Raw genomic sequence first — 21,439 nt, 5'->3', positions numbered from 1 at the left:
TTCCCAAAACCCGTTGCCCATCGCATGCCCATCGACCAGCTGTGCGAGCGAGTCGGGCACGGTGACATCGTCAGCGGTGATCCTTCAACCATGGTCGAATACGTCGCCTCGCCGGATACGGCGGCCCCGGGCAGTCTTATCTATTGCGATCGCAAAGGGGTGATGCTTGAGCAGACCGTGAAGGACAGTCGAGCCTCGGTCATCGTGATTCAGGAATCCGGCTACTCGTCCCCAGACAAGTGCATCGTGCGAGCGCCAGATGCACTTCACTGGTTCATTAAGTCACTTCACCACTTAATGGATCTCAGCGTTTCTCCGCAAATTAGCGCTATAGCACAAATCGCTGCTGACGCCATCATCGGCCGCAATGTCTCAATCGGGCCAGGTACCTTGATTGAAGAACACTGTAGCATTGGTGATGGCACCCGAATTGGGGCCAATTGTTACATCGGTCCAGGGACTCAGATTGGCGAAAACTGTTTCATCCAGAACAACAACACCATCGGCAGCGTTGGGCTGGGCTATCACTTTCCGGCATCAGGCGAGCGTGTGTTCTATCCGCATCTTGGGGCAGTCATCATCGAGCCTGATGTCATTGTGGGCTCTGGTTGCGTCATCGTGCGGGGGCAAATGAGCGATACTCGGATCGGTCGAGCCAGCAGATTGGCCAACCTCATCAATGTCGCCCACAATGTTGCCATCGGCGCGAATACTGCGATCTCGTCCAACGTTTGTATCGCTGGGGGTGCGAAGATCGGCACAGGATGTAATATTGCCGCAGGCGTCGTCATCAACGCCAAGATTCAAATAGGCGACGACAGCATGATCGGTCTTGGTAGCGTGGTCACCAAGTCTGTACCGCAGGGAAAGGCCTTTTTTGGCAACCCCGCCCGTCCATTGCCTACGATGAGAAAGTTCTAGCATGCCGAGGTGCTAAGGTATCCTGACTTTACGCTGCCACCGGCGGAGGAGGTTCACGGATGGTGACAAGACATACCGGCTCTAGCTTCCATCGGCGTGGTTGGCTTGCGACAGATGCCGGTGAGCTTACAGATAAGTTTGCGACATTGGATGCTGTCAGCCGCATACGCGCTGCTTACCGTCTCTTCGAGGGTAAGGTCTTATTGACGACCTCAGGCGGTGAGACCTCTGCCGTCATGCTCGATTTGACCGCATCCGTGATCGGTATGGAGTACCCTGTGGTCTTCGTCGATCACGGCTACCATACAGATGCTACCTACCAAATGATCGATGGATTCAGACGTAAAGGGCATGATGTCCACGTGTTCCGCAGTCGTCTCAGCCCGAGCGAGGTTGATCGGCAGTATCCCGGTTGGCGGGAACCCGGTTCGCCGCTGTTCGAACAGGTGACCCGTCTGATCAAGCACCAACCGCTGAACCAGGCCTTCACGACGTTTCGGCCCAAGGCTTGGCTGCGTGGCATCATGCGGTATGAAACGTCGGACCGTGCGCGCGCAAACTTCGTGCAGCGGCGCAACGGGCTGTTTCAGATTCACCCCATCCTCGATTGGAGTCCAAGTGACGTCAACTATTACATTGCAGAACGCCAGTTGCCTGTCAATACAGGACATTGGGATATAACAAAAGGGCGAGAACAACGGGCCGAGTGTCGAATCGGGGAGTTTTGCGGCACGGCGCCCGAGCGCGATTTACAAGTCGATGCTGCAGTCAGGGCGCAGGCAGCGTTAGCCTCTTTGGCACTGAACCAAACAGTAGCGGTTGATGCGCGCGAGGAGAAACGATGATCGACTTCCAGCTTAAATTCAAAGGCACGCGCAATTATCTTCAAGGCGGCGATATTTACAACGCGATCGCCGAGGCGCTGTCGGCGCGCTTCGGTGGGCATCTCGTGCGCCTCGCCTTCAAACACTTCGCTCGCAATCAATGTCAACTGCTGTTCCAGCACCCTGCGGAGACCGGCAAGGTGATGGGCAACGGCACTTGGCAAGCGGCAAGTGGTGAGATGCAGCGCTTCTGGCTGTGTGAGACCGACCGTCCAGTCACCGAGTCCTACCCCTTTGACGAAGACGCCATCACCGCTCCTGCGCAGCTTGAGGGTGAAGCCATCGTGGGGCATCGCTCCAACGACTACTCGGTCATCGAGAACGTGATCGCACTGACCAAGCGTCTCAACTATTCATTGTCGCCAGATGTCGACGGAAAATGGTTATTCGGTCAACTCGACCTCACTGCGGGTCTGCCTGACACCTGGCAAACGATCCGCATCGATCGTATGGTATGCGTCGGGGACAGTTTCAGCCGCAACCGCATCCTCATCGATGGGACTGACTACGGGGAAATCCGCTTCATCGGGGGGCAGCCATGATTGGCATCCGCGCCATAGCCAGCTATTTGCCTGAAACCCGCCTCGACAACCTACGTCAAGCCGAGAAGTTCGGAGAAACACCGGCCTTCATCAACGATAAGATTGGTGCGATAGCACTGCCCGTCAAGGATGCGGGGCAGGAAGCCTCGGATCTCGCGGTCAAGGCCGTTGAACGGCTGTGCAGTCAGCATGGACTTGCAAAGGTCGCTATCGATGCGCTCGTGGTGGTGACGCAAAATCCGGATGGGGCCGGCCTGCCGCATACGGCGGCGATCCTGCAGCGAAAGCTCGACTTGCCGACGACGGTCGCGGCCTTTGATATTTCGCTCGGCTGCTCTGGCTTCGTCTACGGACTCAGCATCGTCCGCGGTCTCATGGACCAGGCGGGCTTGAAGAATGGCGTACTGGTCACCGCCGACCCTTACTCGCGCGTCATCGACCGCGAAGATCGCATCACCTCGCTCCTCTTTGGCGATGCGGCGACCGCGACTTGGCTTTGCGAGGACAGTCCTTGGACCTTTGGTCGTCCACTGCTCGAGACAGATGGCAAAGGGGCCGATACGCTCTTTGTCGATCAAGGGCGGCTGCGCATGAATGGTCGTGAAGTGTTCAATTTTGCTGCAGTACGCGTTCCGCAACAGATTAGCCGCTGGTTGAGCGATAACGATCTGGAGCCAAACGACATCGACCTGTATTGCCTACACCAGGGCAGCGCGTCCATTGTCGATGCCATCTCCCGGCGCTTTCCACAGGTCCGCGACCGCTTTCTGAAAGACATCCGCGAGACGGGTAATACCGTCTCCTCATCGATCCCACTCCTGCTCGAAAAATATGTGCTCGGAAGTGCCGCAGACCGAGTGCTCATCTGCGGGTTCGGCGTGGGACTCTCCTGGGCAACAAATTTGATCCAAAAGGTGACTCAAGATGATTGATCAATCACAGCTCCTCGCACTTCTGCAAAAATCTGGTAGCGATGTCGAGCCGGCCCTGGAAGACTTCGATAAGGCTTTCAATGAGATTGGACTCGACAGTCTCGACGTCTACAACTTTCTTAGTGAAATTGAAGTCGAGCTCGGAAAAAAGGTCAGCGACGAGGACTTTCAAAGGTTCAACTCGCTGAATGACGTTTTGGCGTTCCTCAACGGCTGAGACGAAGACAGCGTCCATGAACCTTAGCACGCAGTCCATCGGCACAGGCCACCGCCCGTTTGTGATTGCCGAGATGTCCGGTAACCATAACCAGTCGCTGGATCGTGCTTTCGCCATCGTCGACGCAGCCGCCGAGGCTGGCGCGCATGCAATTAAGCTGCAAACCTACACCGCGGACTCCATGACCTTGGATCTGTCAAAGGGGGAGTTCATGATCAGCGATCCTGCATCCTTATGGGCAGGCCAATCCGCGCATACCCTGTACGGTCAGGCCTACACCCCCTGGGAATGGCACGCCCCGATCATGGCACGCGCAAAGTCAATGGGCCTGATCTGTTTCAGCTCGCCCTTCGACGAATCCGCGGTGGACTTTCTCGAAACGCTGGATGTCCCCGCCTACAAGATCGCCTCCTTCGAGTGCGTCGATCTGCCCCTGATCCGCAAGGCGGCCTCGACCGGCAAGCCACTCATCATCTCGACCGGCATGGCCACCATCCCGGAGATCGGGGAGGCGGTGGAGACAGCGCGGAGCGCGGGCTGCAAGGATCTGGTCCTGCTCAAGTGCACCAGCACCTATCCAGCCTCGCCCGAGAACAGCCATGTGCGCACCATCGCCCACATGCGCGCGCTGTTCGGCTGCGAGGTGGGGCTGTCGGACCACACCTTTGGCATCGGCGCGGCCATCGCCGCCGTGGCCTTCGGCGCGACCCTCATCGAAAAGCACTTCACGCTCTCGCGCGAGGAGGGTGGTGTTGACGCCGCCTTCTCCCTGGAGCCGCATGAGCTGGCCGCCCTTGTCACCGAGACAGAACGCGCCTGGCAGGCGATCGGCGAGATCCGCTATGGGCCGACCGAGGCCGAGGAGAAGGCCCGGCTCAGGCGGCGCTCGCTCTACATCGCGCAGGATCTCCAGTCGGGCGATGTCCTGACACCGCGAAACCTGCGACGCATCCGCCCGGGACTGGGACTAGCGCCGAAGTTCTACGACATGCTGATCGGGCAACGCGTCACCAGGGCAATCAAGGCTGGGACGCCGATGTCGTGGGCGCTTGTGCTGAGCGGAGGGCCGGAAAGAGATGGGAGCCTAGTAATCGAGGTCAAGACCGGTGGCGGAATCACCTTCGGAGGATCCACTTGACCCGTTTGCGTTAATCGATTAATGGACCGACATATGGACCTGAGTAAACCGTTCACAAATTACCAAACAATATCTTGCGAAAGAGATGCCGATCTGAAGCATTGTGAAGTTACCTATCGTTCGCACATAAAAAAAGCAATTGGTGCCTGAAATCGCATGCAACTCACAACCGAGCAATTAGGCCTGCTCATGCGGGGCATGCGTTCCGCGTTCGCTCGGGGCGAAAACGCTATGTCATATGCTCGAGAACTGTTAAGCAAGATGGGTATGGACGAAAGGGAGAATCTCCTGCAGGCGACTTTAATCGCATATGACCTCCAAAGTGGGGCCTATGTAAAGGCAGCGAAGAAAGATCCTGAAAGTAAACGCATCTGGTGTACGCAGATTGCGGGGCTAATTGAACCCTTACTCCCGCAGGGTGGGCGAGTATTGGAAGTTGGTGTCGGCGAAGCGACCACACTGGCCGGGGTGCTGAAAATATTAACCGACAAGTGCAGCGAAGCTCTAGGCTTTGACATCAGTTGGTCAAGAGTATCCGTCGCAAACTCATAGATGAGAGTGCAGGGCCAACAGGCCGACCTGTTTGTCGCAGATCTCCTGCGTATTCCTTTCGCGGCCAACAGTGTCGATGTAATTTAGAGCTCGCATTCACTTGAGCCAAAATGGTGGACGTGAATCACAAGCAATAGCGGAATGTTTACGTGTTGCTCGCCACGGTGTCGTTCTAGTCGAACCGCTCTACGAACTTGCTTCGCCAGATGCCCAATCTCGGATGCGCCATCATGGCTACGTTCGTGGATTGAGGCAGGCCGTGGAGAGTCTAGGCGCAGAAATAGTTGATTATCGTCTATTGGATTACACAGCGAGGTACAATAATCCGAGTGGTGTTCTCTCGTTACGAAAGAGTAAAAACGATATTCCCGCAGCGATACTTAAGCAAGCAATTGACAAAAGCATGATCTGGATCTGTCCTCTTACCGGGGCAGAATTGCAGCGATATGACAATTTCTTCTACGCCGCTGATATCGGGATTGCATACCCCGTTTTTCAAGACATTCCACTGATGCATGTCGATCATATGATCATTGCAAGCCAGTTAAGGGTAGGATAGCGGATGCGGTACTGTAGAAAATGTCTCGAGCCGGATACCAGGCCGAATAGTGTTTTTGACTCTGAGGGAGTATGCGTTCCCTGTTCATTTAGGGAGACTGAGGCCGAAGAAAATTATGAACAACGCCTTCTCGAGTTAAAAAGTTTGATAAAAAAGATAATGAGAAAAAAGAAAAAGCACCAAAAATGGGATTGCATAGTAGGGGTGAGTGGAGGTAAAGACAGTACAAGGCAAGCTTTGTGGGTGAGAGAAAAGCTGGAAATGAATCCGCTACTGGTATCTGTCGTCTATCCACAAAAGCAAATGACATATAATGGTGCTGACAATTTATCGAATCTCGCCAATCTAGGATTCGATGTTCTGACAATTTCGCCAGCGCCGCAGTTATCTCAAAGACTTGTACGGGAAGCTTTTCTTAAGTTCTGCAATTGGTGTAAAGCTACGGAGATGGCATTGTTTGCCGGGGTCCCAAGGGTTGCAGTAGAAAAGGGAATCCCTTTAGTCTTTTGGGGCGAAAATCCAGGACTCCAAGTCGGAGATGCTGCAGTGGTAGGGGAGTCGATCTGGGATGGCACCAAGCTGGTTAATTCTAATACGTTGGCGGGAGGGGATCTTTCATGGTTCGCTGACGTCGCTGGGGGACGTCAGCGATTGAACATGTACATGTTTCCAACGAGAGAGGAATTGAACGCAGCAGGCGTATACACGATATTTCTAGGACCAGCGTGGAAAGATTGGGGGGCCATAACTAACTCTAAGGTCGCGTTGTCGCATGGCTTGAGGTTTCGAAATGCAGATCCGAGTGATACAGGAGACCTCTTGGGCACGCGGATGGTTGACGAGGATTGGACAATTGTTAACTTTCTTTTGAAGTTCTATAAGCTCGGTTTCGCCCGGGGCACAGACCATGCCAATGGATTGATTAGGGCAGGAGTGATTTCCAGGGAAGAAGGTATTCAGTTTGCCGAATTGTACGATGAAGCGTGTGCTTCCCGATACATTGAGTCATTTTGCTCGTACATTGGAATCACTGAAGAGGAATTCTGGATTACCGTCAAAAAATTCGCTCATAAAGAGCTCTTTGATTGCTCGGGCGCTAGGCCAAAAAAATTGTTCAATCCCGGTGTTGGTGTCGGTCATGACTAGAATTAGCGTTGTGGACTATGGCAGTGGCAACACCGGAAGCTTATTGGCAGTTTTTCATTCACTTGGAATAGTCAGCCGGATATGCGACCCATGTGCCAGCAAAAGACTGCTTGATAGCGATCTTGTCGTTCTCCCAGGAGTGGGTTCTGCCGGACGTGCGATGAGCGAGATCAACAACTCGGGCCTGCGTCAGATGCTCGATCAATGTCATCAATCGGGAAAACCAATAGTCGGAATATGCCTGGGTGCACAGTTGTTTTTTTCAGAACTAGAAGAATGCACCTGCAACGGGCTGGGCTGGATTAGTGGAGCGGTGAAGTCATTTCCGCAATTCCCATTTTACAATACAGGATGGTGCGAATTAGATGTCGAGAGACTAAAGAGAGTGGGACTCGGGAGAAGTATAAGAAAACAGGCAACCTTTTATTTCAATCATAAATATCTTCTGCCAACCGCAAGCGTCTATTCCAAGGCAACTCTTTCGAGTGAAATAAAGATACCAGCTATCCTCGCTGATAAGAACCTTGTTGCTCTGCAGTTTCATCCTGAAAAGAGCCAATCTTACGGCAGAATCCTACTCAGGAACGTGATTGAGGACTATTATGGTTTATAAGAGAATAGTTGGAGTGCTGACTGTTAAGAAAGGATCCTTGGTTAAGTCGTATGGCTATAACAGTTGGCGGCCTGCCGGCTCCCTATCAACTGGTCTGCGCAACCTTGATTCATGGGGTCTCGATGAAATAATCGTCCTGGATATTTCCCGGGCCGGAGGTATTGACCCGAACGTATTGGGTCAGATTCAAAGCTCACAGATTCTGACTCCGATAGCGTATGGTGGTGGGATACGGCATGTCTCGGATGTGTTGCAACTATTGAAACATGGCTGCGACCGGTTTGTTATCGAGAGCTTATACTGGAATAACGAAAGACTTTTGCTTGAGATCGCAGAACATGTCGGTGAGCAGGCTTTGATCGCGTCGGTTCCGGTGTTCATCAATTACGACGGTGCGGCTGCTGTTAGGGCATGTTACGAGAATGATTACAGAGGCTCTTATTCGGAAGAAGGTCTCGATCACGTCCTGACTAAACTTCAGCAAGCACCGGTATCCGAACTTTTCGTTACGGACATCAAGGGTGAGGGGCACCATGGGAGATTCTCACTCTCTTGTGAGATCTTGGATAGTTTTTCCTCGTATTCTAAAGGGGTCATTTGGTTTGGTGGACTAAGTGCTGAAAGGGCAGGTGCGCTTCTACAGCATAATGTGACGGTTGGAGTTGCATTTGGGAATATTGCGCATGAGAAAGAGCTGGCGTTGTTCGATGTTAGGAATCAAATTTCGAAAGCAGCAACCGAAAGACCGGTGAGGAGGGTATATTTATGAGCTCAAGGAGCGCTGCATGCGAGCCAAGGGAGTGCATTCAGTGTTTGTATGACGGGCATCACCCTTTCGGATTGCAGTTTAACGAGGAAGGACTCTGTACGGGATGCTCTACCCACTCTGAAAAGTTTTCTCTTGATTGGGAGCAGAGGTTCTCTTTACTGGAGAAAAGGATTTCCGCGATCAAAGGCAAGAATAAGTTCTACGACTGCATCATTCCAATCAGGGGTACGCCCGAGTATTTTTATGTCGTAGATGTAGTAAAGAACAGACTAGGTCTGAATCCTCTGGCTGTCTCATACAATTCACAGTTCAACAGCCTTCTCGGAATCAAGAATTTCGCCAGGATAAAGGAAGTTTTCGATATTGATACAGTGTCGTTTAACACCAATCCGCTTGTCTACCGCAAGTTGGTTCGGGAGTCACTTGTCAGATTCGGGCACCTTAGGTGGCCGTATCTGGCTGGAGAAACCGCGTTTGCCGTTCGCGTTGCCATCGAGAAAGAAGTTCCTCTGATTATCTGGCCTCTACACCAGCCAACAGAGCAAGTGGGTATGCACTCGTATTTAGATGAGCCAGAAATGTCAAAGAGATCATGGATAGAGCACGATTTAATTCAGTATGATCCAAGCAAGCTTGCTGAAGAGAGCGAGACATTGATTCGGGCGGGAGATGTATATGACATTGTTTACCCGGAGAATCGTCTCATTGCGAAAGGGAAAATCGTAGGGATTTATCTGTCGAACTATTTGCCTTGGGACTCGAGGCGCTTTAGCGAGGAGATGGTAAGGACTCGGGGGGCTCTTTCTGCCAAGAATGCAAGAACATTCGACACATACGATCGAATCGATGATTTAACTTACATGGGCGCGCATGACCTGCTGAAGTTCGCAAACCTTGGTTATTCCCGCGTCACTGATAATCTGAACAGAGAGATCAGGTTTGGGAGGATAGACAAGTCAAGCGCGAAAGGAATTGAGACTTTCTATCAGGCTCAGTATGAGGAAAGTTATTTGACGCCATTCTTGGAATGGGTGGGTATGACCCCGGAGGCGTTTAGCTGGTTTATCAAGTTTTCAAAGTTTGGCATGTGTGATCAAAATGCGAGCGCTCCGCTAGATGCAAAACAGAGATCGTTTATTGACTCTTTCATATCGAATCATGCACCTGTGTTCGAGAGACAATGTTTTACGCTTTACGGTAAAGGCCTGGCGGTGGGCGACGAATTGTGAAGGTTATTGTGGGTCTGAGGTGATTCCTCTGTCCGCTCGACGAAGTGGTACAGAGTTGTATTTCTCCCCCCCATGACCTGCTACCTGCGTCGTCAGACGGTTTTCATACGAGGGGCGATGTCGTGCGGGTGGCTGAGGAACGACGGCAGCCCAGCGATCAGGCGAATGGCATCGTTCGAGGGGCGTGGACCCCTCGGACTTCGCCGCTTTGCCGGCGGTGCAGATCGTGGTGCCCCTGCTGGATGAAGAACAACGGGATATCGGCTCGGTCTCTAGCTTCTGCCGGGTCCTGCGTCGCCACGGGGTGGTTCGCACCGCGTCCTCGCCAAGGCCCCGAGCGCACGGGCGCGACCGACGAGTTCTATGCCAGCGAACCAAGCCCGGTCTGGTCCTGGGACTGAACCGGGCGGCCGGGACCGGTGAAAGGCACCTTCTTCTACTCGGTCATGATCATCGACCTCTTCAGGTTCAAGATCGTTGGATGGGAGGCGGTCCATAACGAGTCGGCACATCATGCCGGCCCGGTCATCGAGCGGGCGGTGCTTGCCGGGGGCTTAGTCTGTCGCCCGCTGGTCCTGCACGCCGGCAACGGCAGTCCCTTCCGGGGCGCAACCCTGCTCGAGAAGCTCCACGCGCTCAACATCACCCCGTCCCATAGCCGGCCGTGGGGCAGCAAGGACAATACCTTCGCGGGGGCGCTGTTTCGCCCCTGAAACTACGTGCCGGACTACCCCGTCGACGGCTTCGCGGACCCCCACGCCCCCCGAGCGTGGGTGCATGACGTCGCGCGTTGGTGCAACACCGAGCACTGCAACAGCGCGATCTGCTTCGTCACGCCCGATCAACGCCATCACGAGGAGGACCCGAGCATCCCAGCGCAACGCCACTCCGTCCATCAGGCGGCTCGCGACAAAAACCCGGCCCGCTGGAGCGGCAAGACCCGCAACTGGGAATCCATCGAGGTCGTGTCGCTCAGCCCGGAGCGAAAACCCGAGCGCACGCCAGCAAAAAAGGCGGCGTGAGGGAGTGGGAAATGCGACAGCATGGTTGACAACCACCGCATGCCATCGCGATCTCTTCGCTTTTGTCGTCTTCGCGACCCCAGCATGAACCCTCTGCGGCTATGGCAGGCGCGGTGCCAGTTAGCTAACCGCGCCTCCCATCGGACCTCCGGGTGGCTCTCCAGAAACCCGGAGCCTGTGCCCCGGATCGGGGATCCCGGACGGCTCAAACGCACGGCTGACGGCGAGAATGGGGTGCAGGCCCATGGCCGATTGCGCATCATCACACAGAGGACCCAGACCCGCCATCCCGTGACAAGGGACGTTCAGCACCGTGGTGTCCTGCCCACAGAGCACCACCGGATGAGACGTTCCGTCGGATCATCGGCTCGCCGTGTGGGTCCAGCAGGGGCAAGGGGTCGACGGCGATGTTGCCAAACGACCGGTGACCCCTGCGTTTGACTCGAGCCACGGCAAAACCCCAGCAGGGTTGCCGTGAACCACTCCGCCGATCAGTCCCCAGATGGATGAGCGGTGAGTTCGGCCGCGAAGCCAGCCCATGATGCCGTCGTACAAGTAAGACACCCACCAGATTACCGCTTGTCTTAATAGCGGAGTGTATTCCGCTGTCCCCAGGAGTCCCAGTACCGACCCAGGTTCGTTCCGACCGGGAGTCTCCACAGCGGACCCAACACCATCTAGCTTGCTTGCGCCATCACAGTGGCTCAGCAACTATCGGTTATCACTGGTGCCCCTTCGTTTGTCAAAAGGGCTACAGTGCACGCATCAGTCACATATCATTGCGAGGCTACGCCCGCTATGCCGTCCAGTATTGCCAAAGGTGAGTGTTCGCAGGACGTTTTGGATCACCTCGTCAAGGATCGACCCGAGCCGACGAGCGAAATATTTCGTCCAAACGCATGGTATGGGTCAGCAAGGATCCTCAAGAACTTCGCTAAATGGCCGCTTCCCCTACCCGTCGTGGTCCCTCATGGGGTATACCTAGACGATTTTCTCTGGGATGCCGAGATCACAAATGGACTACCCGCTATCTACTGTTTCGAGGCGCATCGAACGGAAATTTATCGCGCGCGTAGTGATAAAGAGATTGTTGCGGGTTGTTCCCCATGGATGTACCTTTTGCGTTGTAGAGAATCCAATGTGCGCATGAAAGTCGGAACAGTTGCTTTTCCGCCTCACTCGACTCAACACTTAGAGTCACGTTTATCTGATGAAGCGCGTTATATGGCAACGCTACAATCACTGCCGAGCTGGATGAGGCCTGTTCGCGTTTGTTTGTATTGGCGTGACATACAGTTAGGACGGCACGAAGCCTATCGAAGCGCGGGATTTGAAGTTGTGACAGCGGGTCACATGTTTGACGGGCTCTTTTTTGACAGGTTGTATGAAATCATGGACGGCTCGGAATATCTGCACACCACTGTTGTCGGCTCCCACATCTTCTACGGTGCTGCGAAAGGTTTGAAGATCGTCTTGGACAGTAGCTTTGAGCACGAAGTGGTTGCTGACGAAAGCATACTACGGCGAGATTGTCCTCCATTAGATCCTTCTCGACGGCTTATGAATTTAATCGAAAAAGCACGCTCCATCTATGGGGCGGGTGACGACGTAGAGCATCAAAAAGCCTTCGCGATCGAAATACTTGGGGGTAATAATTGGCAATCTCCTCGGGAAATGCGCCGTCTATTCTTTAGGCTCTATCTGCAAAGCCGAGCTCTGAGAGCGGCCGTGATCAGGCTAGCGCTGCATTCGCTTGGGGCGTCCATGCGTCGCCGTGCTTGCGCCCCGCTTTTTCCCCCTGAACGCTAGGCTGTTTTGTCGTCATGCCCAAGCAAGACTTGTTGGTCCGTACAGCATAAAGCCCTGCTTCTCGATGTAGCTACAGCTTTTCGGAGAGTCGGGCCCACTTCGTATTGGCTCTAATCCACCTCATTGCACACATCTCACGGGTCCTGAAGGGCATGGGCGTACTTGAGTCCGACGACGACGTCCATCACCCGCTGCAGGCCGAGCCAGAGCGTCTTCACACCGGGCTCGCCATCGCCCTTGCGCCCGAGGAGTCCGCCCATGCGGGCCATCAGGCGAATGACCTCGTTGAGTCGCGCGGCTCCCGTGGGCAACAGCGTCTTGGTCAGGATGTCGGCCGCCTTGATCTCATAGGCATTGAGCAGCAGTTCGGCGTCCAGATCGGGCAGGGTCCGCCCCAGACGCATCAACTGCATGATGCGCCAGGCGATGACCAGGTGCAGCATCAAGGCCCGCACGATGCGCTCGATACGCCCCAGTTGCAGCGCTTCGACGCGGCAACCCTCCTTGAGCGTGAAGAACAGCCCCTCGATGTCCCAACGCGCGCGGGACCAGTCGATCCGCTCGGCGGCGTCCTCCAAGCTCGACACCGAACGGCTGGTCAGCAGCCGCCAGACGATCGGCTTGACACCCGGCGGGGCATCGATCTCCTGGGCGATGAGGCAGGTCGCGCTGACCTTGCCGCCACCGCGGCGCCCGTCGGGGAAGCGCACGGACTGAGCGTAGAGCACCTGGCGCACCGTGCGGGCCTTGCGCCCACGGCCAGCGGGCAAGGTGAAGGTGACCTCGCCCAGGGGTTCGCTGGCCTGAACGCTGGACCACAGCCGCTGGCCCTTGGGCAGCACCCGGTTGTGGCGGGCGCGCACCAAATAGTCAGCGGGATGGCCGAGATCCCGTGCTATGACCATCAGTTCGCGCATGTCGGCTTCGCGGTCGCCGACATAGACCAAGCGGGTGTCTGGCAGACGCGCGGCCAGCTCAGCGACCCGTTCGTTCCCCTCGACCCAGCGCGTGCTCTCGAGGATGCCGGGGCGTATGCCGTCCGCATCCTTGAACGCGCTTGCCCACATCCAGGCATCGAGGATCCCCAGCAGCTCGCGGGCCGGGCTGACCGCCAATGTCGGATGCAGGGACATCCCCCGCTGCGCCTCATCGCTTAGCGGCCCCAGGCCCGCGATCGCCCGACCATTAAAGTTCAGCTCCGTGGTGTCCTGCAGACAGAGCAGCACCGGATGGGCCGTCATGCGCTGGATCGTCGACGCGCGGTGCGGCTCCACCAGGGCCAGCGGCGCCACGGCGTCGTTGCCCAACAACAAACCGGCCCCCTGGGTGTCCCCCCAGCCCTGGCACGCCCCCGGCAGGCTCGCCGTGGGCCGCTCAGCCAGTCGCTCCACCAGATGGATGACCCGCCGGTTGCGCCGCGCGTCGCACAGATCCAGGGCCTCAAACTCCGCCTCTGCCCAGCCCATGATGACCGCTCCCGAATCAGGAAGGCAGCATCTTTTCAAGGTGATTAGCGTCGTACCTCAGCTGGTGATTTTCGAGCCGGCAGGCTCACGGATTGAGCCACCACCGGGGGCACACTGCCACCATCTCCACCCGCAGCGAGGCGACGGCGATGCCACAGAACCCGATTCAATTTCAGCCGGGGATGTCCCTGGACGACTTTTTCGCCCGCTACGGCACCGAGACCCAGTGCGCCGCGGCCTTGGAGGCGTCGCGCTGGCCGCAGGGCTTCGCCTGTCCGCAGTGCGGGGCCACGACACACGGCCGATTCCACGCCGATGGCCGGGAGTATTGGCAGTGCGCGCAGTGCCGGGCGCAGACCTCGCTGACCTGCGGGACCCTGTTCGAGAGCACCAAACTGCCATTGACGACGTGGTTTCAAGCCTTTTACCTGGTGACCCAGAACAAAAACGATCTCCCGGCACTGTCGCTGAAGCGCCACCTCGGTGTCTGCGACCGCACCGCGTGGCGGCTCAAGCAGAAACTCCTCGAAGTGATGGCCGAGCGCGCGTCCGATCGTCTGCTCACCGGCATGGTCGTGGCCGACGACGCCGTGGTCGGGGGCACGCGCAGTGGCGGCAAGCGCGGACGCGGCGCCGAAGGCAAGGCGGTGTTCATCGCCGTGGTGGAGCTGGACGAGGACGGCCATCCGCAGCACGTGCGCTTCGATCCACTGCCCGATCTGAAGGGTGACACGTTGCGCCTTTGGGTGCGCACGGCGCTGGATCCGACCGCGCACCTGGTCACCGATGCCTACGCGAGCCTCGCCTGCGCCGGTGCGGAGGTCGCCTCCTACGCGCCGATCGTGGTCAGCCCACGTCAATCCAGCGAGATCGATGCCTTCCGCTGGGTCAACACCGTGATCTCCAACCTCAAGACCGCGATCCGAGGGACATACCACCACATCAAGGTCCACAAGTATTTGGCGCGCTATCTCGCCGCGGCGCAGTATCGCCTCGACCGCCGCTTCGATCTGCCGTTGCTGGTCGGGCGACTCCTGCATGCCAGCGTGCGCACCCCGCCCAGCCCCGAGACCTTGCTGCGCCTTGGCGCCGTGCGCACAGCGTGAAATGCTTCAGCTGAGGGACGACGCTAATCACCTCGAAGATAAGGCACAGTTGCGCCGCCGCTCGCTGCACATCGCCGAGGATCTGGCGCCCGGCGACCTACTGACCCCGCAGAACCTTCGGCGCATTCGACCCGGCCACGTTCTGGAGCCGAAATATTTCGACACCCTGCTCGGGAATCAGGTCAGACCGGCAGTGATTGCCGAAACCCCGATGGGGGGTCCCGAGATGTTGGAGGTTGGGCTGCTCGCCTGAGACGAGATCGCGAGTGAACGTCGATCTGCTGTGTTCGTCATTATCTGCTACGCCACTGCAGTGAGCGGCACAGATCTGCCGTCCGCCCTTACCTGCGACTTGTTCCGGTGACCACCTCGAATCTGTGGGGCGTTCGAGAACCTGCTTGGCCCGCTCTTCTCCTGGGCGCCTCACGGTTGTTATGAGCGCGTTCTCACGCATCTCCTCTGCCGGGCTCGCGACGGCATTGATTTGGTCGCACCCCTAGATTCCGCTTTGGGACCTGCGACCGCTTGCAGATACAGTTTCTTCTTCAATACGTTTCGACAGAGGCGAAGCTGCCATCGCGGCGCTTCCAGCCGATCCCTTTTTCAACGATCAAGCCAAAAGGAGGCGTCGATGTCTCGTGAATCAGAGCATCTTCGAAACCTGATTACCGGAATGCGTGATGCCTTTCAGCGTGGTGATAACGCAATGGCCTTCGCACGCGCGCAGTTCTCGGATGAAGCTTCGTCAGCGCTTTACGCGGGGAACCTATTGGCCGCAACTTTGATCGCTTACGATCTGCAGGCAGGTTCCTATACGGCAGCCGCGCGCGCTCATCCGAAAGCCAAGGCCCAATGGTGTGAGCAAATCGGCGCGTTGATTGCTCTAGTGCTGCCTGACGGAGGCTCTGTACTGGAAGTCGGCGTCGGTGAAGCGACCACCTTGGCGGGTGTTATCACTGGGCTTGGATCAAGGCTATCGGCTGCGTATGGTTTCGACGTAAGTTGGTCTCGGATCGCCGAGGGACGTCGTTGGCTCGCGGAAGCCCGACAAGACGCAGACCTGTTCGTCGCCGATCTCTTTCATATTCCGCTGGCCGACGACAGCATCGACGTCGTTTACAGCTCGCATTCGCTTGAACCGAACCGCGGACGCGAGTGCGAGGCGATCGCTGAGTGTTTGCGTGTGGCCCGAACAGCGGTCGTATTGGTTGAACCCCTGTATGAGTTGGCAAGTCCGGAAGCCCAAGCTCGGATGGATAGCCACGGCTATGTCCGTGGACTACGAGAAGCGGCGATCACGCTCGGAGCGACAGTTATCGCCGAAAGACTACTGAAGCAGTGCGCGAATCCATTGAACCCAAGCGGCGTGCTGTTGCTTCATAAAGGCGACGCCGTGGAGCGCGCCGACACGGTCGATCTTTGGAAATGTCCAGTAACGGGCGCCCCGCTGATACGCGACGCCGATCTGTTTTTCGCTCCTGACGTGGGTATCGCCTATCCCGTTCTGCGTGGTATTCCCATGCTTCGGCCCGAGCATGCGATCGTTGCGTCCAGCATTGGCAGGGACTGATAGAGCTGAGTGTTGGAGATCGGCGTGTTGAGCATCGGTTGTCGAAGTTGTCGGATCTGCGCGGGTAAAGGACGCCGTTGGGCTGAAAAGTCGCCGCCGGTCCGCACAGCGGGCCCTACAGGGTTCCGTGCGAAGCGTGGTTCTTTGCCCCGCATTCCGACCGCAGGGTCTGCTGTGCGGACCGTAACTGCTGGGAACGGCGACGTCCTTGGCCGTACCACACTCACCGAACTCCCTTGTAACCACTCACCCCGCACGGTAACCTCTCGCGCCCGGTGTTCGCTTTTTGAACGCCCATGACATAGATCGAATCACTGCCTCGCCTGACCCGCAACGCGACAGGGTCGGGCGGTAGCATGCCGCGGCGGGCCGCACTGACCCACGCGCGGAAAGCCCTTGCTCGATCACTCCTCACCCGCAGGACTCACCCAGCCGCATGTCTTCCGACGTCAAGCGCGATCCCCTTCGAGACATCCCGCATTATCTGCGGGTGTTCCAGACCTATCTCGGTCGGCGGATGTATCTCATCCTTGCGCTCGGGCTCGGTGCTGCCTTGGCGGAGGGCTTCGGGATCCTAATGCTGCTGCCTTTGCTTCAAAGCATGGACGGCCCTGGCGCCGAGGCGCCGTCGGGAGTGGCCAAGGTGCTTGTCGAGATGCTCGAGGCGCTCGGGTTCGGTAATTCCACCGTGGCGGTCCTCGGCTTCATCGGCGTTGCCTTTCTGATCAAAGGGGTCTTGCTGTTTGCTTCTGGCGCTTACCGTGCCTATCTGGAAGCCCAGTTGATGCGCGAAATCAAGGGCCGGCTCTTCGACGACTACGCGCGTATGAGCTATCTCTATTACACCAGCCGTGATACAGGATACTTCGTCAATATCATCAACACCCAGGCAAACCTCTTCTATAACGCTTTCAATGCCTTGGTCGGACTGGGGGGGACCCTGATTACAACGGTGATCTATCTGGGCCTGGCTTTCGTCGTGGCCTGGCGCTTCGGCGTGATGGCGTTGGTTCTCGGTGTGATCCTGCTGCTGTTGTTTCGCTCCCTCAATCTGTATCTCCGTACCCTCTCGCGGAAAACCTCGGCGGAGCAGGGGCATCTCTCGAAGCTACTGATCCAGAGCTTGCAGGCATTCAAGTATCTCACGGCGACCGCACAGACCGCCCGTCTGCGCAGCGGTGTTATGGCGGCGATTCACCGGCTCACCGGCTATCAGGCACGTAACGGCATCGCTTACAGTTTCACCAGCGCCATCCGCGAGCCGATCTCGGTGATCTTCATTATCCTCATCGTCATCGTCCAGCTCATCGTGCTGAATCAGCCGCTGGCGCCCATCATGGTGTCCATCATCCTGTTTCACCGCGGCTTGGCGTCGATACTCGCGGTTCAAGGCAGTTGGCAGGGGATGCTAGCGAACGTCGGCGCCGTGGAGATGGTGCGAGACGAGTTCAGCGCCTTGGCGCGGCATCGCGAGCACAGCGGCGAACGGGAGCTTGAGCCTCTGAAACAGGGCATCAGACTCAGCAAGGTGCATTTTGCTTACAGCGCCGCACTCGGCGATGTCATCAATGACGTCTCGCTCGACATTCCGGCGCGCACCTCCGTCGCCTTGGTCGGAGAGTCCGGGGCGGGTAAATCGACGCTGGTCGACATCTTCACCCTCATGCTTAAGCCCACTCGCGGACAGCTGTGGATCGACGGTGTGCCGGGCGAGGCGATCCGTCTCGACTCCTGGCGCCGCCAGATCGGCTACGTCTCCCAAGAGACCGTGGTCTTCGACGACACCATCGCCAACAACATCTGTCTGTGGGACGGCGATATCACACGGGATCCAGACTTGCTCGCCCGGGTGCGCGAGACGGCGCGACAGGCCCATATCGATACCTTCATCGAATCGCTACCCGATGCCTATCAGACCCTGGTCGGCGATCGCGGCGTGCGCCTGTCCGGCGGGCAGCGCCAACGTCTTTTCATCGCCCGCGAGTTGTTCAAACAGCCGAGTCTTCTGATCCTCGACGAGGCCACCAGTGCGCTTGACTCCGAGTCCGAGCAGGCCATACAGAAGAGCATTGATGCGCTGAAGGGCCGGATCACCGTGGTGATCATTGCCCATCGCTTGTCGACCATTCGCAATGTCGATCATGTCTTTGTCTTCGATCGCGGTCGGCTTATCGAGCAGGGCCCCTATCAGGCGCTGCGCGATGCCGAGGCGTCACGGTTCGGGAAGATGGTGGCCATGCAGGCGCTTTAGAATCACTTTTAAGGCACGTTGGTATGGGAGGTATTCTGATGAAGGAATGTGTTGTACATACAATCGCATCGGACGTTGGTGTAGGGAAAGGGCCTCGACGTTCTTGCGCGAGCGCTGCCGCGCTATTCGTCGGACTTATGATCAAGGCTAAAAAATTGCTTATGACATATCTCGCTGAAGTTTGAACCTTTCTCCGTGGCGTGCCGACAGATGTAGTAGCATTTTGAGCGGGTTTGCGTAGATTGCAGCAAACCCCATAGAAATTCCTCTCACTTCCACTCCAAGAGCCAGGCGGCAGGGGATTCTCAGAATCCTGATACTTCAGATCTTTCAATACGGGTGTGTGGTTATCTGCACGCGATCAATCGTCGGCTATTTTCCATGCCGATAATCGTCAGGCCGAAACGAAAACCCTCCGCTATAGGCTGCGGAAGGCTATGGGGCCTCCAATCGGGGGCTATCAAAAGAACCCGTTACACCCTCACCCGATGCACAGCATCGACGCAGGGAGAGTTAATTTAGATTATGAGTCGCGATATTGCGTCGAGCGAATATTCCGAGGACACCCTTGATGATCTAGCCAAAGATCGAAGCGAGCCTCTGGGTGAAGTATTTCCTCCCAATTCATGGTATGGATCGGCGAGGATTCTAAAGCGTTTTGCTAAATGGCCGTTTCCTCTTCCATTCGTTGTTCCCCGCGGACCATATTTAAGCCCTAGCTTTATTCGGGATCCTGAGATTGGAACGGAGTTGCCCTACTGTATACTGTTTCCCAACATACAGGACAGCGATTTATGAAACGAATAGCAACAAAGAAGTGATTGCCGGCTGTTCTCCTTGGATGTACTTGTTGCCTAATGAGGAATCTGGCTTTCGGCTAAGGAATGGTACGGTCGCTTTCCCGCCACACTCATCGCATCATGTGGAGTCGCGGCTATCTGATGAAAAACTTTACTTGGAAAAGCTGCGAGCTCTGCCGAGCTGCATGCAACCGATTCGAATTTGTATGTATTGGCGAGATATACAGTTGGGACGGCACAACGCATATCTAACGTCTGGATTTCCGGTTGTAACAGCCGGTCATATTTTCGACGAGCTTTTCTTTGATCGATTGTTTAGAATCATGGACGGAGCAGAATATCTCCACACACCAGTCGTAGGATCTCACATATTCTACGGTGCTGCGAACGGGTTGAAGATTATATTGGACCGTAGTTTGGAGACTTCAATTGTCGCTGATCGGGTTATCCTTGCGCGCGATACGAGTAAACCAGAGGTGAATTTTCTGGAAGAAGTTTTTTCAGTTTACGAGACGCTCGATGATGTAGCCCGCCAGAAAGCCGTCGCGGTCGAAATGCTTGGGGGAAGGAACCGACAGTCTCCTAGGCAATTGAGGGGCCTTTTCCTGAGGCTTTATTTTAAGGACGGACGGATGGCCAGATCTCTGATCAAGATGACCTGGAAATACATTCGAGCGCAAATTGGCGCACATTTCCGATGTTGGGGTCTGCGGATCAATCGCTCGAATAATGACGCTTGATTTCCAATTGTCGATGCTAAAGTTTATAGAATCCTTTTTTATTAATAAAATACTTCTGATGCTGGGCGATTACGAGTAACCCTTAATCGGTTATATAATCGTGCTTTAGTAACTTTCGTTTTAGAAATTGTAAGATCTCGCAGATCTTTAGTTTCGGAGAATGTTGAGATGGGCCGAATCCGCGTGGATCTGCAGGTGTTACTGTAATCATGACTGTCCAAGAGAATCCGTACCGCTCCGTGGCAGCCGTCGAGCGGAGGCAGTCGATTCATCATCACCTAGCCCAGCCGTACGTCAATCTCGCGTGCGGGTCGACCTTTGTCGAAGGTGATCCCTGGATCAATCTCGACTACGCGCCGTCAAGTGTTATGGTTCAGAGCGCGGATCTCCTTGCGCCATTGCCCTTCGCGAATGACTCGGTCGCGGTCATCTATTCTTCGCACTTCCTTGAGCATGTGCCTCGCTCACGGGTGCCGGGTCTGCTTGCGGAGTGTTTCCGGGTGTTGCGTCCCGGAGGCGTGCTGCGTTTAGTCATGCCTGACCTGGAAGAGATGTGCCGTGAATATCTGGCGCGACGTGATGCCGGCGATCATGAGAAAGCGGACCTTGTTGTCGTCGAGATGATCGATCAGTGTGTGCGTCTGACCGGTGGAGGTGAGCTGGGCGCGCTTTATCGGACCTACAGCGGGGATCCCGGTCGCTATGCAACCATGATGGACTACCTGAACTGGCGCAACGGTGAGAATCTCCGGCCAGTCTCGACGGGGCAGGCCGCAGACAGGGGCCAGGCAGTGACTGCTCCCCGTCCGACTCGATCGAGGCCGTTCCTGGAGCGGATCACAACACTGCCGAGTCGTGTCCGCAAGCGAGCGCAGAATGCCTGGTTTGCCTGGTTGCTGCAGCGTCTGCCCGCGGCATTTCGAGAGCAAAACGTCAGTTTGGCCAGTGTCGGGGAGCGGCATCATTGGCTTTGGGATCGACACCAGCTCACAGAGGCGTTGCGTGCGGCTGGGTTCGAACACATCGAGCGTTGCACATGCGACACCGGGCGTATTGATGGCTTCCCGTTCTTTCCGCTTGATGTCGACGACGATGGGCGGGCTCGTAAGGGTGCTGAATCCATGTATGTCGAGGCAAGCAAGCCATGTTGAGTCCATTGAACAGCCAATCCGA

Annotated in this window: 21 protein-coding genes; 20 read left to right on the top strand and 1 reads right to left on the bottom strand. The window is 56.3% G+C overall.

The features are described from left to right. Positions 1-24: 24 nt before the first annotated feature. The 15 genes from AADX97_RS22800 (at position 25) to AADX97_RS22730 (ending at position 12,333) form a co-directional block, all read left to right on the top strand. The gene (locus tag AADX97_RS22800) at positions 25-921 is read left to right on the top strand and encodes a DapH/DapD/GlmU-related protein (protein WP_374236349.1); all 897 of its coding nucleotides are present in this window, start codon (positions 25-27) and stop codon (positions 919-921) included. Between the two features lie 59 nt (positions 922-980). Continuing rightward, positions 981-1,766 carry a phosphoadenosine phosphosulfate reductase family protein gene (locus AADX97_RS22795; RefSeq protein WP_374236350.1) on the top strand — a complete coding sequence of 262 codons (786 nt, stop codon included), beginning with the start codon at positions 981-983 and terminating at the stop codon, positions 1,764-1,766. Next, entirely contained in the window at positions 1,763-2,347 is a 585-nt protein-coding gene (locus AADX97_RS22790; protein ID WP_374236351.1) for a hypothetical protein, read from the top strand. The genes AADX97_RS22795 and AADX97_RS22790 overlap by 4 nt, the downstream gene beginning before the upstream one ends. After that, on the top strand, positions 2,344-3,279 hold the full coding sequence (locus tag AADX97_RS22785) for a ketoacyl-ACP synthase III (protein WP_374236352.1): 936 nt from the start codon (positions 2,344-2,346) through the stop codon (positions 3,277-3,279). Before AADX97_RS22790 ends, AADX97_RS22785 begins: the two co-directional genes overlap by 4 nt. Further along, positions 3,272-3,496 (top strand): acyl carrier protein, encoded by a 225-nt coding sequence (locus tag AADX97_RS22780; RefSeq protein WP_374236353.1) that lies wholly within the window; start codon positions 3,272-3,274, stop codon positions 3,494-3,496. The genes AADX97_RS22785 and AADX97_RS22780 overlap by 8 nt, the downstream gene beginning before the upstream one ends. Positions 3,497-3,512: 16 nt before the next feature. Continuing rightward, positions 3,513-4,634 (top strand): pseudaminic acid synthase, encoded by a 1,122-nt coding sequence (pseI, locus tag AADX97_RS22775; RefSeq protein WP_374236354.1) that lies wholly within the window; start codon positions 3,513-3,515, stop codon positions 4,632-4,634. A gap of 156 nt (positions 4,635-4,790) precedes the next feature. Then, positions 4,791-5,186, top strand: a complete 396-nt coding sequence (locus AADX97_RS22770; protein WP_374236355.1) for a hypothetical protein — start codon at positions 4,791-4,793, stop codon at positions 5,184-5,186. A gap of 100 nt (positions 5,187-5,286) precedes the next feature. After that, on the top strand, positions 5,287-5,745 hold the full coding sequence (locus AADX97_RS22765; RefSeq protein WP_374236356.1) for a hypothetical protein: 459 nt from the start codon (positions 5,287-5,289) through the stop codon (positions 5,743-5,745). 3 nt (positions 5,746-5,748) lie between these two features. Beyond that, the gene (locus AADX97_RS22760) at positions 5,749-6,891 is read left to right on the top strand and encodes an N-acetyl sugar amidotransferase (protein ID WP_374236357.1); all 1,143 of its coding nucleotides are present in this window, start codon (positions 5,749-5,751) and stop codon (positions 6,889-6,891) included. Then, on the top strand, positions 6,884-7,504 hold the full coding sequence (hisH, locus tag AADX97_RS22755) for an imidazole glycerol phosphate synthase subunit HisH (RefSeq protein ID WP_374236358.1): 621 nt from the start codon (positions 6,884-6,886) through the stop codon (positions 7,502-7,504). The genes AADX97_RS22760 and hisH overlap by 8 nt, the downstream gene beginning before the upstream one ends. Positions 7,505-7,517: 13 nt before the next feature. After that, positions 7,518-8,273, top strand: a complete 756-nt coding sequence (locus tag AADX97_RS22750) for a HisA/HisF-related TIM barrel protein (RefSeq protein WP_374236359.1) — start codon at positions 7,518-7,520, stop codon at positions 8,271-8,273. Continuing rightward, a complete protein-coding gene (locus tag AADX97_RS22745) occupies positions 8,270-9,502 on the top strand; it encodes an N-acetyl sugar amidotransferase (RefSeq protein ID WP_374236360.1) in 1,233 nt (410 codons plus the stop codon). The genes AADX97_RS22750 and AADX97_RS22745 overlap by 4 nt, the downstream gene beginning before the upstream one ends. A gap of 419 nt (positions 9,503-9,921) precedes the next feature. After that, positions 9,922-10,215 carry a hypothetical protein gene (locus tag AADX97_RS22740; RefSeq protein WP_374236361.1) on the top strand — a complete coding sequence of 98 codons (294 nt, stop codon included), beginning with the start codon at positions 9,922-9,924 and terminating at the stop codon, positions 10,213-10,215. Positions 10,216-10,221: 6 nt separating this feature from the next. After that, the gene (locus AADX97_RS22735; RefSeq protein ID WP_374236362.1) at positions 10,222-10,524 is read left to right on the top strand and encodes a hypothetical protein; all 303 of its coding nucleotides are present in this window, start codon (positions 10,222-10,224) and stop codon (positions 10,522-10,524) included. A gap of 798 nt (positions 10,525-11,322) precedes the next feature. Next, the gene (locus tag AADX97_RS22730) at positions 11,323-12,333 is read left to right on the top strand and encodes a hypothetical protein (protein ID WP_374236363.1); all 1,011 of its coding nucleotides are present in this window, start codon (positions 11,323-11,325) and stop codon (positions 12,331-12,333) included. Between the two features lie 134 nt (positions 12,334-12,467). Here the strand turns inward: AADX97_RS22730 and AADX97_RS22725 are convergent, their stop codons facing one another. After that, a complete protein-coding gene (locus AADX97_RS22725; protein ID WP_374236364.1) occupies positions 12,468-13,799 on the bottom strand; it encodes an IS4 family transposase in 1,332 nt (443 codons plus the stop codon). A 149-nt stretch (positions 13,800-13,948) separates the two neighbouring features. Between AADX97_RS22725 and AADX97_RS22720 the strand changes: the two genes are divergently transcribed. The 5 genes from AADX97_RS22720 (at position 13,949) to AADX97_RS22700 (ending at position 21,417) form a co-directional block, all read left to right on the top strand. Beyond that, positions 13,949-14,905, top strand: coding sequence for an IS1595 family transposase (locus AADX97_RS22720; protein ID WP_374236365.1), 957 nt, complete (start codon positions 13,949-13,951; stop codon positions 14,903-14,905). Positions 14,906-14,954: 49 nt separating this feature from the next. Continuing rightward, entirely contained in the window at positions 14,955-15,158 is a 204-nt protein-coding gene (locus AADX97_RS22715; RefSeq protein WP_374239325.1) for a hypothetical protein, read from the top strand. A 378-nt stretch (positions 15,159-15,536) separates the two neighbouring features. Then, positions 15,537-16,475 carry a methyltransferase domain-containing protein gene (locus AADX97_RS22710; protein WP_374236367.1) on the top strand — a complete coding sequence of 313 codons (939 nt, stop codon included), beginning with the start codon at positions 15,537-15,539 and terminating at the stop codon, positions 16,473-16,475. Positions 16,476-16,911: 436 nt separating this feature from the next. After that, entirely contained in the window at positions 16,912-18,726 is a 1,815-nt protein-coding gene (locus AADX97_RS22705; protein WP_374236368.1) for an ABC transporter ATP-binding protein, read from the top strand. A 1,749-nt stretch (positions 18,727-20,475) separates the two neighbouring features. Then, on the top strand, positions 20,476-21,417 hold the full coding sequence (locus tag AADX97_RS22700; RefSeq protein ID WP_374236369.1) for a methyltransferase domain-containing protein: 942 nt from the start codon (positions 20,476-20,478) through the stop codon (positions 21,415-21,417). Positions 21,418-21,439: the final 22 nt, after the last annotated feature.

Source organism: Thiocapsa sp. C2-2m (assembly GCF_041903745.1).
GTDB classification, from domain to species: domain Bacteria; phylum Pseudomonadota; class Gammaproteobacteria; order Chromatiales; family Chromatiaceae; genus Thiocapsa; species Thiocapsa roseilacustris.
The sequence above is the reverse complement of the archived record's forward strand: the minus strand, read 5'-3'. Positions and strand labels throughout refer to the sequence as shown.

What these genes read in the sequence shown, in the direction of transcription:
- AADX97_RS22800 (WP_374236349.1), top strand. Translation starts at nt 25, where the DNA reads ATGCCCATCGACCAGCTGTGCGAGCGAGTCGGGCACGGTGACATCGTC.
- AADX97_RS22795 (WP_374236350.1), top strand. Translation starts at nt 981, where the DNA reads ATGGTGACAAGACATACCGGCTCTAGCTTCCATCGGCGTGGTTGGCTT.
- AADX97_RS22790 (WP_374236351.1), top strand. Translation starts at nt 1,763, where the DNA reads ATGATCGACTTCCAGCTTAAATTCAAAGGCACGCGCAATTATCTTCAA.
- AADX97_RS22785 (WP_374236352.1), top strand. Translation starts at nt 2,344, where the DNA reads ATGATTGGCATCCGCGCCATAGCCAGCTATTTGCCTGAAACCCGCCTC.
- AADX97_RS22780 (WP_374236353.1), top strand. Translation starts at nt 3,272, where the DNA reads ATGATTGATCAATCACAGCTCCTCGCACTTCTGCAAAAATCTGGTAGC.
- pseI (WP_374236354.1), top strand. Translation starts at nt 3,513, where the DNA reads ATGAACCTTAGCACGCAGTCCATCGGCACAGGCCACCGCCCGTTTGTG.
- AADX97_RS22770 (WP_374236355.1), top strand. Translation starts at nt 4,791, where the DNA reads ATGCAACTCACAACCGAGCAATTAGGCCTGCTCATGCGGGGCATGCGT.
- AADX97_RS22760 (WP_374236357.1), top strand. Translation starts at nt 5,749, where the DNA reads ATGCGGTACTGTAGAAAATGTCTCGAGCCGGATACCAGGCCGAATAGT.
- hisH (WP_374236358.1), top strand. Translation starts at nt 6,884, where the DNA reads ATGACTAGAATTAGCGTTGTGGACTATGGCAGTGGCAACACCGGAAGC.
- AADX97_RS22745 (WP_374236360.1), top strand. Translation starts at nt 8,270, where the DNA reads ATGAGCTCAAGGAGCGCTGCATGCGAGCCAAGGGAGTGCATTCAGTGT.
- AADX97_RS22730 (WP_374236363.1), top strand. Translation starts at nt 11,323, where the DNA reads ATGCCGTCCAGTATTGCCAAAGGTGAGTGTTCGCAGGACGTTTTGGAT.
- AADX97_RS22725 (WP_374236364.1), bottom strand. Translation starts at nt 13,799, where the DNA reads ATGGGCTGGGCAGAGGCGGAGTTTGAGGCCCTGGATCTGTGCGACGCG.
- AADX97_RS22720 (WP_374236365.1), top strand. Translation starts at nt 13,949, where the DNA reads ATGCCACAGAACCCGATTCAATTTCAGCCGGGGATGTCCCTGGACGAC.
- AADX97_RS22710 (WP_374236367.1), top strand. Translation starts at nt 15,537, where the DNA reads ATGTCTCGTGAATCAGAGCATCTTCGAAACCTGATTACCGGAATGCGT.
- AADX97_RS22705 (WP_374236368.1), top strand. Translation starts at nt 16,912, where the DNA reads ATGTCTTCCGACGTCAAGCGCGATCCCCTTCGAGACATCCCGCATTAT.
- AADX97_RS22700 (WP_374236369.1), top strand. Translation starts at nt 20,476, where the DNA reads ATGACTGTCCAAGAGAATCCGTACCGCTCCGTGGCAGCCGTCGAGCGG.